Genomic DNA, 14,283 nt, shown 5'->3' with positions numbered 1-14,283 from the left:
CAAGGAGAAGACTGAAATGGCAGAGACCGACCGCATTGCCGTGCTCGAGGCACAAGTTGCGAACCTCTCACAGCGCCTTACCCAGCGTGAAGACGAACTGGACGTGCGCAAGCTGCAGCACCTCTACGGCTATCTCATCGACAAATGCATGTACAACGAAGTCATCGACCTGTTCACGGACGACGGCGAAGTCCGCTTCTTCGGCGGCGTCTGGAAGGGCAAGGAAGGCGTGCGCCGGCTCTACGTCGAGCGGTTCCAGAAGCGTTTCACCCACGGCAACAACGGCCCGATCGACGGCTTCCTGCTCGATCATCCGCAGCTGCAGGACATAGTTACCATCGATCCGGACGGCGTGACGGCCCATGCCAGGGCCCGCTCGATGATGCAGGCCGGTCGTCACCGCGATTTCGTCGATGCCTCCAATCCGCTCACCGCAAGCGCGCGGCAATGGTGGGAAGGCGGCATTTATGAGAACACCTATCGCAAGGTGGACGGCGTTTGGCGCATCCATGTACTCAACTACTTCCCGCACTGGCATGCCGATTTCGACAAGGGCTGGGCTTTCACGAAAGCCGAATACGTGCCCTTCCCTAAGGAGCTTTACCCGCAGGATCCTAGTGGCCCCGATGCCCTGATCGAAGATCACTGGCTTTGGCCGACACACAAACTTCTGCCTTTCCACATGCCGCACCCGATCACCGGAAAGCCGATGGTCGCGCAGAGATGGCAGGGCGACATCGATCGCGAATATGCACGCAAGGAAGGCTTCCCGGCCACGTAATCCCTGCCATCCGCACCTGCCAACCTGTCACCGCGCGCCACTGTACGGCGACAGGTTGGCCACCAGCTCGATTCAGGTGAGGCATGATCCAGTACCCTACGCTTTCCATGATAATCGACGGCGAACGCATCTCCGGCGAAGGACGACGCACCCACACCGTGCTCAATCCGGCCACTGGCGAAAAGCTGGCCGAACTGCCGCTCGCTCGGGCTGAGGATCTCGACCGCGCCCTTGACGTCGCCGCTTCCGGCTTTCGGCTCTGGCGCAGGTCATCGCCTCAGGAACGCGCTGCAGTGCTGCAGGGCGCGGCGCGACTGATGCGCGAGCGATGCGAGGACATCGCGCAGGTCGCCGTGCTCGAACAGGGCAAGACCCTTGCCGAAGCGCGCATCGAAGTAGCCATGAACATCGGCCTGTTCGAATTCTACGCAGGCGAAACCTTTCGCATCTACGGCAGGACCCTCGTGCGGCCCGAGGGGATGCGATCGACCGTCCAGTATGAACCGGTCGGCCCGGTCGCCGCCTTCGCGCCCTGGAACTTTCCGATCGGCAATCCCGGACGGAAGCTCGGAGCACCGATTGCTGCGGGCTGCTCGGTCATTCTCAAGGCGGCGGAAGAAACACCGGCGTCAGCCCTGGCTGTCCTGCAGTGCCTGCTGGATGCTGGCCTGCCCTCCTCCGTGGCACAGGCCGTATTCGGCGTGCCGCATGAAGCCAGCCGGCACCTGCTGGCAAGTCCGGTGATCCGCAAGCTATCCTTCACCGGCTCGACTGCGGTGGGGCGCCACCTTGGGACGCTTGCCGCGGCGGGCCTGCAGCGCACGACGATGGAACTGGGCGGCCACGGCCCCGTGCTGGTCTTCGAAGATGCCGATCTCGACCGCGCGCTGGATACGCTTGTCGCGCAGAAGTATCGCAATGCCGGGCAAGTGTGCGTTTCACCGACGCGCTTCATAGTCGAAGACGGCATTTTCGAGGCCTTCTGCGACGGTTTCGCCGAACGGGCGCAGGCCCTCAATGTCGGAGAAGGCCTCGATCCCGCAAGCCAGGTTGGCCCGCTCGCCAATGCCCGGAGGGTGGAAGCGATCGATACGCTTGTGAAGGAAGCGCTCGAAGCGGGAGCCCGGCTGGAGACCGGCGGAGAACGCCTTGGAAACCGGGGTTTCTTCTATGCACCAACGGTCCTTCGCGACGTGCCGAAGACGGTCCGGATCATGAATGACGAACCCTTCGGACCGGTCGCCCTGATCAACCGCTATCCGAATGAGGAAGCCATGATCGCGGAAGGCAATCGGCTGCCCTATGGCCTCGCGGCCTATGCGTGGACGCGGGACAGTGCTCGTCAGAAGCGCCTCGCCGCGCAGCTCGAAACCGGAATGCTCGGGATCAACACGTCGATGATCGGCGGTGCGGATGCGCCCTTCGGCGGGGTCAAATGGTCCGGTCATGGGCATGAAGATGGACCGGAAGGGCTCATGGCCTGCCTGGTCGCAAAAGCCGTCCACGAAGGCTGAAGGAAATTCATACGATGTCAGATATCGCGACCGCTGCCGATTTGCAGACCGGCGGCAGGCAAGGCTACTTGCGCATCGCCACCGAGGAAGCCTTCGCCACGCGGGACCAGATCGATGCATATCTGCGAATGGTCCGCGATGGCACGGCCGACCGCGGGATGACCTCGCTCTGGGGGTTCTATGCGCAGAGCCCGAGCGCGCGGGCCACGCAGATCATTGAACGCCTGCTGGATCTGGGCGAGCAACGTCTCGCCGACATGGACGCAGCCGGGATCGACAAGGCAGTGCTGGCGCTGACCTCCCCCGGCGTTCAGCCGCTTCTCGACATGGAAGAGGCACGGCGCATCGCGGGCAACGCGAACGACCGGCTGGCCGAACGCTGCGCAGCCCATCCCGACCGCTTCATCGGCATGACCGCCGTCGCACCGCAGGACCCGCATTGGTCGGCGCGCGAAATCCTGCGGGGCGCAACGCAGCTCGGCTTCAAGGGCGTCCAGATCAACAGTCATACGCAGGGCCGGTATCTGGACGAGCCCTTCTTCGACCCGATCTTCCGCGCGCTGGGCGAAGTCGGCCAACCCCTGTACATCCACCCCGGCACGCCGCCCGATTCCATGATCGGCCCTCTTCTCGATGCCGGCCTGGACGGGGCGATCTACGGCTTCGGAGTCGAAACAGGCATGCATCTTCTGCGCCTCATCACGGCTGGCATCTTCGACCGCTACCCCGATCTGCAGATCATGGTCGGCCACATGGGCGAGGCCCTGCCCTACTGGCTCTATCGCCTCGACTACATGCACCAGGCCGGCATCCGCTCGCAGCGATACGAACGCATGCGCCCGCTGAAAAGGACGATCGCCGGGTATTTTCGCAGCAATGTCCTCGTGACCTGCAGCGGCATGGCCTGGGAACCTGCCATTCAATTCGCCCGGCAAGTGATGGGCGAGGATCGGGTAATGTACGCCATGGACTACCCTTACCAGTACGAAGCCGATGAAGTCCGCGCTTTGGATGTGATGGACCTCTCACCGGAGAGCAAACGCAAGTTCTTCCAGACCAACGCTGAACGGTGGTTCGACCTGTGAAGGCAGACGTCAGGAACGCCTTCAAAGCGGATCGCACTTTCGAGCCACCGCGCAAGATCGCCCGTGGCGGATGGTACGCGCTTGCGCTGATCTCACTCACCAATGCGCTAAGCCTACTCGATCGCCAGATACTCGCCATTCTCGCGCCAGCGATCAAGGAGGACCTGATGATCGGCGATGCCGAGATGGGCCTGCTGTTCGGAACGGTCTTCGCCTTGTTCTACGCCCTGTTCTCGCTGCCGGTCGGACGCCTGGCGGACGGCTGGCTTCGGGGTCGTCTCCTGTCGTTGAGCATCCTGCTGTGGTCGGCAGCCACCGCCATCGCCGGCCTGACCTCCAGCTTTGCGATGCTCGCAGCTTCGCGCTTGTGCGTGGGCATCGGCGAAGCGGCGACGCAACCTGCGGGCACATCGCTGATCTACGACTACTGGCCGCGCCATCGTCGCGGCTTCGTAATGGCGGTCCTCGCCGCGGCCATTGCGCTGGGGCTTGGCGGATCGCTCGCCTTGGGCGGGGTCGCCGCACAGACCTGGACCGATGCGTTTCCGCCTGGCGAAGCCCCGTTCAACTTGCGCGGCTGGCAGTTCGCCTTTCTCGTCGCCGCGACGCCGGGCTTCATCCTTGCCTGGTTTCTCTGGCGCCTCAGGGAGCCGGAACGCGGCGCGATGGACGGCATTTCCTCCCCTACCGATCCGCATCCGTTCCGATCCAGCCTTGCTCTGCTCGGCGCTGTCACGCCGGGCCTGCACCTCGTGGCCATGAAGCGCCGCAAGGCTGGCGCGCGCAGCATCGCCCTGAACCTTGCGGTGCTCTTCGCGCTCGTCCTTGGCATGGCTGTCCTGTCCCGGATTGGCGCAGCACACTCGCCGCGCCCGCCACTAGGCTTCGGGTCATTCGCCATCGATCCCCACGTCCTGCAATGGCTGGTCATCGGCATCGGCCTGCTGACCATCGTGAACCTTCTGCAAGGCATCAAGGCCAGCGACAGTCAGGCATTCCGCGTGCTCGCCGGTTCGCCGACACTCATCATGGCAATCGCGGTGGGCACGCTGCAATCGGCAATCAACTACGGGTTGATGGCATTCAATCCAAGCTTCCTGATCCGCACCTACGATCTCTCGCTTTCCGAAGCCGCCTTGCAGTTCGGCCTGCTCTCGGCCGCGACAGGCATAGTCGGCCCGTTGTTCTGGGGGTCGTTGTCGGATCGCCTTCACCAGCGCTTTCCCAGCAGCGGCCGCGCCATGATCGCGCTCGTATCGATGGGCGTTTCGCCCCTGCTTTCGCTATGGGTTTACACCGCAGATGCGCCTTCCGACTTCTACTTGCGCTTCGTCTTCTACGGCCTGCTTCTGACCGGTTGGATGCCCCCGCTTTATGCGATCCTGTATGATCAGGTGCTCCCGCGCATGCGCGGCCTAACCGCCAGCCTCTATCTGCTGGTCATGACGATCCTTGGCATGGGAGTCGGGCCTTACGTCGTCGGTCTGGTGTCGGACGCGACGGGCGACCTTCGCCTTGCAATGCTGTGCATCAACTTCGTGGCAGTGCCGATTGTCGTCCTGATGGTACTGATCGCCCGTCGCTCCGCACGCGACGAAGGCAATCTGCTGAAGCGCGCCGGCCAGTCTGGCTGAAGGCCGGCGCGACTTCCCCTACCGGTGGTTCAGGCAGCGAGGCCGATGGCGTCGGCGTCGGCCCAGTTGCCGTGAAGCCCGAAGCGCAGGCGGATCGGCACTTCGATAGTCGCCACGGGACCCTTCTCGATCTCCAGCGCATCGAAGATCAACAGGTCGCTGCGATGCTCCTCCAGGCGATTGCAGACCTGCAGGATCCAGCCGTCGCCTTCCGGGACATCCGGTGAGCGCGGCACGAAACAGGGTTCCTGCAGACTGCTGACGGGACCGCACCACCAATGCTGCTCGCGTCCTGTCTCCAGGTCTTTCAGGAACAGACAGTTCATCAGCAACCCACCTGCACTTCCACCACGGATCTCTACCGGACGGCGCATGTCCATTTCCAGCATCCAGCCGTAGCGGGTCCTGAGACCGGTAAACCGATCATCGATGCGGGGAAACTCGGCCGCCGTGTCGGTCAGGCGGGTGATCGCCGAAAACTCGGCTCCGTTGGACGCCATGTCGACCGTCCAGTCGGTCAGATAGCTCATCGCTTCCTGCCCGTTGAACGGTGCTCCATGCACATCCGGAAAAAACGGGAACATGTTGTTCTTTGCTTCGGCGGTCAGGAAGTGGATCTGCGATCCTTCCTGCCAGGCATTCAGGACATGGCTGGCAAAGCAATTGTCCCGACGGAACCAGCGGATCTGATCGCCGCTCACGCCTTCGCGCCGCGGCAAAACGCCAAGGTAAACGGGCATAGTCGTATCGAAGCCGAAGTGCGGGAGCCCCTGCTCCAGTCGCTCCCAGCTGCCGATCGAGGGGACGATGTGGATGACGAGGTAATCTTCGGTAATCGCGAAGTCATGCATCATGCAGTAGTAAGGCGCCTTGAACCAGACCTCGCGCACCAATGCTCCGCTTTGATCGACCTCGTAATAGGCCACGTCGTCGCTGCACAGGCCCGAGGCGGCATAGCCGATCGCCACCATGTTGCCGGTCTTCGGATCCACCTTGGGATGCGAAGTGAAAGTCTGCCCCCGCATGGTCCCTCCGAAGGTCTCGAATCCGATCGTCTCCATCGAGGCGGGATCCATCAGCAAGGCAGGACTGTCTTCCTTCATCGCCCAGAGCTTTCCTGCATAGATCCATGCATTGGTATTGGCAGTGGACCGGTAGACACCCTTGACCGCCTCGTCGTCCGTCAGAGGGTTGCGATAGGCACCGAACAGACCGCGCCCAGCCGCTCTCTCATGCAACCACTTGTCGGTTCTGGCCCAACGCTGGCGCAGGTCGCATTGCCCGTCGTGAATGTGGAAGCGGGTGATCATCCCGTCGCCATTGAAGGAGATGTCGTCGCCAAGCCGGGGCGGGAACTGCGGGTCGGGCTGGACGCGGAAGAAAGCACCGTTGAGTTCGCCCGGGATCGTACCCTTGTGGGCAAGGTCAGCGATGTCGGCTTCTATGCGGGACGGGGTATTGAATCCCGTGAAGTTCGGCGTCTCGGGAAAGTGGGACATGGCCTCTCCAGCTCAGATATTTCCGGTAAATTTTGTATGCACTACTAACATATTTATTCCAAGCCATCGCTTGACGATTCCCGAAAACGCAAGCAACAGGGAAAAATGAAGGATGCCGAAACATTCGCAGGACTGACAGCTGGTCGCACCCTGGACCACGTACTGGATCTACATTTGCGCCTCGCGCAAAGTGCCACGCAGCGTCGCTTCTCGGAGATCTTCAGCGATCTGGGAATCACCCAGACACAGCTGACGGCGATGCTGCTGATTGCTGAAAATCCCGGCACCTCTCAGGCGGACATCGGTCGTACCCTGCAGATGGACCGGGCAACGGTAATGGGCATCATCAACCGTCTCGAAGGCCGCGGGCTGATCGTGCGCGGGCAATCGGCGGAAGACAGGCGCCGGCAGACCCTGGAAATCACCGAGGACGGCGTCGCCATGCTGTCGGCGGCGCATGAACTGAGCGGCGAACTGGGCAGATGGCTGCGCGAAAGGTTTTCCGAAGCCGAATTCCACATGCTGGCTGCCCTCCTTAAACGCATCCACGAGGTCGAAATCGGCGGGGTGTAAGCCTCAATCGAACAGGCTTCTGAAATCCTCAAGCCGATCTGCGCCCAAGCAGGCAAGATCGGCCGTCGCCGCTGCACGGATCGGCAATTCTGCAAGGAAGCAAGCCGCAGCAGGTTTCATGCGCCGGGCAACGCCGTCGTCACCCGCCCTGTGAAGGATCCGCAGGGCAATCCAACCGCTGGCAACCATCGTGCAAAGATCGAGATAGGCGACGGCGCCAGCATCAGCATCGCGCTGTCTGTCGCGAAGGGCAACTATCTCCTGCGTCACCCTCTCCAGGCTCGCGATGCCCCTGGCAAGAAGCGGGGACGGCTCGTCCTCGCGCAGGTCTGCCCGAACCATTGCCGTAAAGCGCGCCAGCCCCTCGCCTTCCTCCCGCCAAATGCGGCGATGGACCAGATCGGCGGCCTGCATCCCGGTGGTACCTTCGAACACCGCAAAGACCCGCGCATCGCGCAGGCGCTGCTCGACCGGCCACTCACGCGTATACCCTGCCCCGCCGAAAACCTGCAACGCCGTGCTCGACACATCGAAGGCCAGTCGCGCCGCGCCGTCCTTCACCAGTGGCAGCAGGAACTGCGCAATGGAGGACCAATGGTCTCGCCCTTCAGCGTCCAGGGCGCAAGTGGCAAGGTCCAGGGCAATTGCACAGGCCATCGATAGCCCTCGCGCGGTCTCGATACGTCCGGCCATCTGCAGCAGCATGCGCTGGACGTCGACATGTTCGCAAATCGGCACGGGAGGCGCGTCGGGCCGCCCGCCCTGCCGCCTTTCCCGAGAATAGCGCAAAGCCGACTCGAACGCGCCGGTCGCCACCCCGACACCCTGAGGCCCACAGGACAATCGCATGCGCAGCATCATGTGAAACAGCGTTTGCAGTCCGCGCCCTTCCGCACCGATCAGAACCCCGCGCGCATCCTCGAACCCCATGGCGCACGTCGGCGATCCGTGAAGACCCAGCTTTTCCTCGATGCGCCGAACAAAGACCCCGTTAGGAGTTCCGTTCTCATCGCGATCGGGCACGAGGAAAAGACTGAGACCGCGAACCCCGCTGTCGGTGGCTGAACGGGCCAGCATGAAGTGCCCGATACGCACCGTGAGGTCGTGAGCACCGAAGGAAATCCAGCATTTCTCACCGGTTATATGCCAGCCTCCGCGCCCGTCAGCGACCGCACGCGTGCGGATACGTCCAACGTCCGAGCCTGCATCGGGCTCCGAAATACAGATCGTTGCGCCCCACTCGCCGGCGATAAGGCGCGGCACCCATTCCCTCGCCAGGTCCTCCGGTCCGGCCTCGGCGAGAAGTTGCGCTGCCGTGCGATTGGGCGTCGCCAACATCGCGAAGGCGGGCGATGCGCGATTGAGCAGTTCTTCGCAGGCGGTTTGCAAGGCGAGCGGCAGGCCCATGCCGCCATGCTGTTCGGACAACGGCAGACCGATCCATCCCCCTTGCGCATAAGCCTGCCATGCCGCGCAATGCCCCTGCACGGTGACGACCCTGCCATCGACGAACCTTGCCCCTTGCCGATCCATGACACAATCGACCGGCGCCACCACGCCTTCGCAGAGACCTCCGGCTTCCTCGACGATGGCCTGCCATGTGTCAGCGTCGTACTCGATACCGGTCGCCTCGAGGGCATTGCGAAACGGAGCGATCTCGAGGTGCCGGCAAAGCGACTCGATGTGGGACCGATATTCCAAGCTCATTCTCCTGTAGCCGGAAACGCAGGCTCGAATGCCTCAGTCGCGGGGACGGAACCGCATGGCAATGAGCGCGAACGCAGCCAACAGGGAGCCAGCCGCAATAAGCGTAGAAACCCAGGCCAGGGAAAATCCCGCCTCGAACAGCACGCCTGCCAGGATCGGCGAGAGTGCGGCACCGCCGCGACCGATCCCGATGGCGAATCCGGTCCCGGTGGCCCGCACATGAGTCGGGAAACTTCGAGCAAAGATAACATAGAGGCCGGATACCGCGCTGTTGGTAAAGAGACCCGAGACGAAAGCCAGCGCCGAAAGGCCAGCCAATGTCCGTACACCCGAGGCCCCGAACAGGGCGATCATGAGCGCCGATCCGAACAGCATGGCAACCGTGGCGCCCTTGAGTGGCAGCTTCTGAACGACGAAACCGAAGATCCCGCCACCGATCGCTCCGCCAAGGTTCGCCGCAACCAACACGCCTGCGGCCTCCGGTGCAGGAAAGCCGAGGTCGACGACGATCTTCGGCGTCCACTTCAGAATGAAGTAGAAGCTGACGATATGGGCAAAATAGGCAAAGGTCACGAGGATCGTCGTGGCCAAGAGCCCGGGCCTGAAGATATCCATGATCGACGGCTTGTCCTTGCCTGACCCTTCAGGCGGCAAGGCTGCCAACGGGCCATGCCCGAAACGCGCCATCAGCCGATTGATCCGCTCCAGCGTATGGGGACCGCGGCGGACCAGCAGGTATTGCGCCGTTTCCGGAGCGAATGCCCAGACCAGCGGGATGAAACAGGCCGTCAGCAGGCTGCCGAACCAGAAGATGGCGCGCCAGTCGAACAGGACCAGCAATTCTGCCGAGATGAGCCCGCCGATGACGGCCCCCAGTGGATAGCCGATCACCATCAGGCCCATGGCAATCGTGCGGCGCCGGGCATTGGCGAATTCTGCCGTCACGGCATTGATCGAAGCGAGCATTCCGCCGATGCCAAGACCGGTCAGGACACGCCAGATCGAAAGTTCGGCGATGCTGCTGGCCTGTGTAACCATCGCCATGCCCAGCGCCATCACGGCAAGGCAGCCCAGGATCGTGCGCTGCCGTCCGATGCGATCCGCGACGCCGCCAAGGACAAGCGAACCGACGGCCATGCCGATCAGCTCCATCGACAGGACCGCTCCCAGCGCGACCCTGTCGATACCCCATTCAGCGGCAATACCCGGCGAAGCGAAGCTGATCGACAGCACATCGAACCCGTCTAGCGCGTTCAGACCGACCATGATGGCCACGGCCAGGATCTGCGCGCGCGACATGGGGGCATTATCGACAATGTCCCGTGGATCCTTTGCGTTCACCCATTTCCTCCCTTGCAGGCGCAGCCGCCACAGGAAGGCGCTACTCCAATTTAGTATCCTCAAGATACAGATACGTGTCTGCGAAAGGAATTCAATCGGTTTGGCTTGCGGCGAGCAGATTGCCGAAACGCGGGTGCGCAAAATGCATCGGCACGTCGCGGCGATAGGGCCAGGTCGGACGATGCTCCCTGGACGCAAGCAGCCGATCGGGCCCGACCGGATCTTCCGGGAAGGTCTTCGTCGCCGGCTGGAGATGCGAAGTCGTGTGTGCCCAGCCGTCCTCGTAGTTGGACTGCCACTGCATCATGTAGTCGAGGCGCCTGATCTTCCAGACACCGTCCTCGCGCACATAGTCGTTCTCGTAGATCCCGGCTTCCATGAACTGCTGCGGCATCCCGGGCTCACGCGTATCCTGGAAATCGTCATGCCAGCCGCCGAAGAGCATGCCGCGAAATCGCCCCTTGGCAGTCTGCCGATCCGGCGCGACCGTAATGACGTCCTGCATCTGGAAATGGTCCAGGAGCAACCCATCGACCGGCCCGGGCCTGCCGCCGGTGAAGCGCTGCTGGATCCAGTCACCGTAAAGCCGCCGGACCCCTGCATGGCCGACATATTCGCCGGAGAGGAAGACCACGACACCGTCCTCGGCGAAGAGTTCAGCCACCTGGTCAGGCAAATTGAAGTCGATGTAATACCCGTATGCCCAGTGCAGGCGGCGGATCGCATTGACGTCCTCCAACTCGCCCACGCGATTCTCGAGCCCCCCAAGCCGGTCGAGAATGGAGTCTGCGTCAAGGTCTGGCATCAGAATCTCTCCTTGTATATTAGTATGTATTGCAAACCATAATTTATGAACTTCCGAGAGGACTGTCATGACTGAGAGCAGGCGCGTAGCCTTCATTACCGGCGGCATTTCAGGTATTGGCCTGGGTATAGCCAAGGCTTTCGACGAAGCGGGTTTCGCCCTCGCCCTGACCTACCGCAATGAAGATTACCGCGATCAGGCAAGCCAATGGTTCGCAGAAAACAGCGATATACCACCCCTTTTTCTCAAACTCGACGTCACGGACCGAAACCGCTTCTCCGAAGTCGCCAAGGAAATCGACGCAAGGTTCGGCAGGTTGGACGTGTTGGTGAACAATGCCGGTGTTTCAGTGTTCGGGCCAACCGACGAAGCCACCTTTGCCGATTACGACTGGATCATGAACGTCAATTTCGGAGGTGTGGTAAACGGTATTGTTTCGCTCCTTCCTCTGATCAAGCGAACTGGGCCGGGCAGCCACATCGTCAATGTCGCCTCCATGGCGGCTTACCTTTCCGGCCCGCAGGCCGGGATCTACACGGCCAGTAAATTCGCGGTCCGCGGTCTCACGGAATCGCTGCGCTACAACCTCGCGTCTCTGGGCATCGGCGTCTCGCTGCTATGCCCCGGACTCACGCGGACGAACGCCTGGGACAGCGCCTTCCGCCGCCCGGATGCGTTCGCAGACACGGGCTTCGGTGCGGTGGACAGGGCGGACCTGACCGCATTCGGCAAGGCGTTCGAGATGGGCATGGACCCATTGGAAGTAGGGCGGAAGACCTTGCAGGGGATCGAACGCAACCAGGGCCTCATCTTCTCTCATCCCGAATATGCCGAAGATTTCCGCGAGATTTATGAGACTTCGATTGCCGCCCTGCCCGATGAGGATGCACCGGCCGAGCGCCTGGAGATCGAGCGCCTGCGCCGCGAAGCCAATCGGGCGGCGGCGGCAGGCCGCTCCATTTCGATCGATGACCTGACCTGACTGCCGAAGGGCGGACACCGGACGGTTTCCGCCCTCCCGAACCCGTCAGGCCTTCTCCGGCAGGTATGAGCCGATGACCGACTTGATCTCGAGGAATTCCTCGATGCCGAACTTGCCGAATTCCCGACCGTTGCCTGACTGCTTGTAGCCGCCGAAGGGCATGTCGAAGACGAGACCGCCGGCATTGACGAAGACTGCTCCCGCCCGCAGCTTGCCGACGATCTTGCTCGCCTTGACAGGATCGCCGGCAATGTAGGCGCCCAGACCGTAAGGCGTATCGTTGGCGATGCGCACGGCGTCGTCCTCGTCCTCGTAAGGCATGATGGCCAGGACCGGACCGAAGATTTCCTCCTGGGCGATCGTCATGTCCGGGGTCACGTTGGAGAACACGGTCGGCTTGACGTAGAAGCCACGCTCCAGCCCATCTGGACGCCCCAGACCGCCTGTCACCAGCGTTGCGCCCTCGTCGATGCCCTTCTGGATCAAACCCTGGATCTTGTCCCACTGCGACTTGTTCACCACCGGGCCGATATGCGGCCCTTCCGTCAGCGGATCCCCGACCGGCTTGGCGGCAAACATCTCGCCCACCATCCTGGCCGCTTCGTCATGCTGCGACTTGTGGACCAGCATACGCGTAGGGGCAACGCAGCTCTGACCGGAATTGATCAGCACACCGCCCACCCCTCCGGGCAGCGCGGCGTCGAGCGGGGTTCCCTCGATTATGATGTTGGGCGACTTGCCGCCCAATTCCTGCGACACGCGCTTGACGGTATCGGCAGCATTCTTGGCGACCATGATGCCGGCGCGCGTGGAGCCGGTGAAGCTGATCATGTCGATGCCCGGATGCTTCGCCAGCGCGGTGCCGACACCGGGCCCGTCCCCCTGCACGAGGTTGAAGACGCCAGCAGGAACCCCTGCCGCTTCCATGACCTCGGCAAAGATCGCGGCAGACGTCGGCGCTTCCTCGCTGGGCTTGAGGATCATCGTGCAACCCGCGGCAAGGCATGGGCCGACCTTGGCAACGATCTGGTTCATCGGCCAGTTCCAGGGGGTAATGAGAGCCACGACGCCGATGGGTTCGCGAACGACGGTGTTCTCGCCGAGACTCTCGGCGAACGCGAAGTCCTTTAGTGAGGCCAAGGCCTGACCAAGGTGCGCTACGCCCGATCCCGCCTGCGCGGTGGACGCTGTCGAGATCGGACAGCCCATCTCGATTGCAATGGCCTCCGCAATGTCGGGAATGCGGGCCTTGTAGGCCTCGATCACCCTTTCAAGGAGGGCCATGCGTTCTTCGCGGGTGGTTTGGCCAAAGCTCTCGAAAGCCCGCCGCGCTGCCGCGACGGCCCGGTCGACGTCAGCCGCAGTGCCCAGCACGATCTCCGAGCAGGCATCCTCGGTTGCGGGGCTCACGACTGGTTGTCTGACGCCGCCTTCGCTGTCGACCCAGCTGTCGTCGATATAATTCTGCAAGTAGCTCTTCATGAAAATGGTCCTGTTCTCGGCAAGAATGGAAATATTCGGGATCTCAGGCACCGACAGTCGCGGTGACGAGGCCCAGTTCGCGATCGGTGGCCGGCGTACCCCACTTGTCGCGCGGAGGCATGGGACGCTTCTGCCAAGCCGGATCGAGGGTGAAGCTGGAAATATGCCGCCCTTGAGGAAGGCGACCGTTACCACCGCCCTGGCTGTAATCGTAATACAGGGTCATCAGCTCGCGATGACTGTGCCTGTTCGCGACGGCCGGGTGTTCGGTACAGGCTTCGCGCCAGCGCAGCACGCGCGCCAGGTGCTGAGGCACTTCATAGCCTTCATAGTATTCCAGGAACCAGAGGCGCTTGAACATCGGTGCAAAGACAACTTCAGCCCAACCGAAAGAAGCGAACAGATAGTCGCCGTCAGGGCTATAGTGCCTCAGGAAATCGTCCAGCCGTGCATACTGCGCATCCACTTCCGCCTTGCAGTCGTCGCGCTTTGCGCGGTCCCGGTTGAGGATCATGCGATACCCGGCACCGGTAAACTGCCCGTCCGTGGCGCAAAGCATGGCCTCGACCGCATGTTCGAAGGGATCGCGTTGCGCTACCGGACGTTCGGGAAACCGCTCCTCGAAGTAGCGCAGGATCACCATGCTTTCCTTCAGGGTCTCACCATTCTCCAGCTCGAGCGCGGGAAGCGAGGTGGTTCCGCGGGTTTTCGACAGGAGCCAATCCGGCCGAGGCTTGGAAATGTCGACTTCATGGTCGTCCATGATCCCCGACAGCCCCTTCAGATCGAGCAGGATCTCCACGCGTTCCGAAAAGGGGCAGCCCGGGATGTGATACATCCGCAAGGCGCCCGGCGGCGGCTCTTCGTGCCATGCCATCGT

General features: G+C 62.3%; 12 protein-coding genes. 6 read left to right on the top strand and 6 right to left on the bottom strand.

Features of this window, described 5'->3' with window-relative positions; genetic code table 11:
• Window positions 1–16 precede the first annotated feature (16 nt).
• The 4 genes from J3474_RS02260 to J3474_RS02245 all read left to right on the top strand — a co-directional run bounded on the left by J3474_RS02260 (window position 17) and on the right by J3474_RS02245 (window position 5,014).
• A complete protein-coding gene (locus J3474_RS02260; protein ID WP_013832493.1) occupies window positions 17–781 on the top strand; it encodes a nuclear transport factor 2 family protein in 765 nt (254 codons plus the stop codon).
• 83 nt (window positions 782–864) lie between these two features.
• A complete protein-coding gene (locus tag J3474_RS02255; protein ID WP_207092949.1) occupies window positions 865–2,295 on the top strand; it encodes an NAD-dependent succinate-semialdehyde dehydrogenase in 1,431 nt (476 codons plus the stop codon).
• Window positions 2,296–2,309: 14 nt separating this feature from the next.
• Window positions 2,310–3,380, top strand: coding sequence for an amidohydrolase family protein (locus tag J3474_RS02250; RefSeq protein ID WP_207092948.1), 1,071 nt, complete (start codon window positions 2,310–2,312; stop codon window positions 3,378–3,380).
• The gene (locus J3474_RS02245) at window positions 3,377–5,014 is read left to right on the top strand and encodes an MFS transporter (RefSeq protein ID WP_207092947.1); all 1,638 of its coding nucleotides are present in this window, start codon (window positions 3,377–3,379) and stop codon (window positions 5,012–5,014) included. The genes J3474_RS02250 and J3474_RS02245 overlap by 4 nt, the downstream gene beginning before the upstream one ends.
• A 29-nt stretch (window positions 5,015–5,043) precedes the next feature.
• Here J3474_RS02245 and J3474_RS02240 read toward each other — a convergent pair whose 3' ends face one another.
• Window positions 5,044–6,513, bottom strand: a complete 1,470-nt coding sequence (locus tag J3474_RS02240; RefSeq protein ID WP_207092946.1) for a carotenoid oxygenase family protein — start codon at window positions 6,511–6,513, stop codon at window positions 5,044–5,046.
• A 105-nt stretch (window positions 6,514–6,618) separates the two neighbouring features.
• On the opposite strand from J3474_RS02240, the gene J3474_RS02235 reads away from it, so the two are divergent.
• On the top strand, window positions 6,619–7,086 hold the full coding sequence (locus J3474_RS02235) for a MarR family winged helix-turn-helix transcriptional regulator (RefSeq protein ID WP_013832488.1): 468 nt from the start codon (window positions 6,619–6,621) through the stop codon (window positions 7,084–7,086).
• A 3-nt stretch (window positions 7,087–7,089) separates the two neighbouring features.
• Here the strand turns inward: J3474_RS02235 and J3474_RS02230 are convergent, their stop codons facing one another.
• From J3474_RS02230 to J3474_RS02220, 3 genes are all read right to left on the bottom strand, one after another.
• On the bottom strand, window positions 7,090–8,787 hold the full coding sequence (locus J3474_RS02230; protein WP_207092945.1) for an acyl-CoA dehydrogenase family protein: 1,698 nt from the start codon (window positions 8,785–8,787) through the stop codon (window positions 7,090–7,092).
• 39 nt (window positions 8,788–8,826) lie between these two features.
• Entirely contained in the window at window positions 8,827–10,134 is a 1,308-nt protein-coding gene (locus tag J3474_RS02225; protein ID WP_242528149.1) for an MFS transporter, read from the bottom strand.
• Between the two features lie 91 nt (window positions 10,135–10,225).
• The gene (locus J3474_RS02220) at window positions 10,226–10,939 is read right to left on the bottom strand and encodes a nuclear transport factor 2 family protein (RefSeq protein ID WP_207092944.1); all 714 of its coding nucleotides are present in this window, start codon (window positions 10,937–10,939) and stop codon (window positions 10,226–10,228) included.
• 67 nt (window positions 10,940–11,006) lie between these two features.
• Here J3474_RS02220 and J3474_RS02215 point away from each other — a divergent pair, with 67 nt between their 5' ends.
• Window positions 11,007–11,921, top strand: a complete 915-nt coding sequence (locus J3474_RS02215) for an SDR family oxidoreductase (protein WP_207092943.1) — start codon at window positions 11,007–11,009, stop codon at window positions 11,919–11,921.
• Between the two features lie 45 nt (window positions 11,922–11,966).
• On the opposite strand, the gene J3474_RS02210 is transcribed toward J3474_RS02215, so the two are convergent.
• Both J3474_RS02210 and J3474_RS02205 read right to left on the bottom strand, forming a co-directional pair.
• Window positions 11,967–13,403 carry an aldehyde dehydrogenase family protein gene (locus J3474_RS02210; protein WP_207092942.1) on the bottom strand — a complete coding sequence of 479 codons (1,437 nt, stop codon included), beginning with the start codon at window positions 13,401–13,403 and terminating at the stop codon, window positions 11,967–11,969.
• Window positions 13,404–13,446: 43 nt separating this feature from the next.
• Window positions 13,447–14,280 carry a glutathione S-transferase family protein gene (locus J3474_RS02205; RefSeq protein WP_242528148.1) on the bottom strand — a complete coding sequence of 278 codons (834 nt, stop codon included), beginning with the start codon at window positions 14,278–14,280 and terminating at the stop codon, window positions 13,447–13,449.
• Window positions 14,281–14,283: the final 3 nt, after the last annotated feature.

Origin of the sequence: Novosphingobium sp. PY1, from assembly GCF_017312445.1 — a bacterium.
In the GTDB taxonomy this organism is placed as follows: Bacteria; Pseudomonadota; Alphaproteobacteria; order Sphingomonadales; family Sphingomonadaceae; genus Novosphingobium.
Note: the sequence above shows the minus strand (reverse complement) of the source record. Positions and strands in the feature narration are given on the sequence as shown.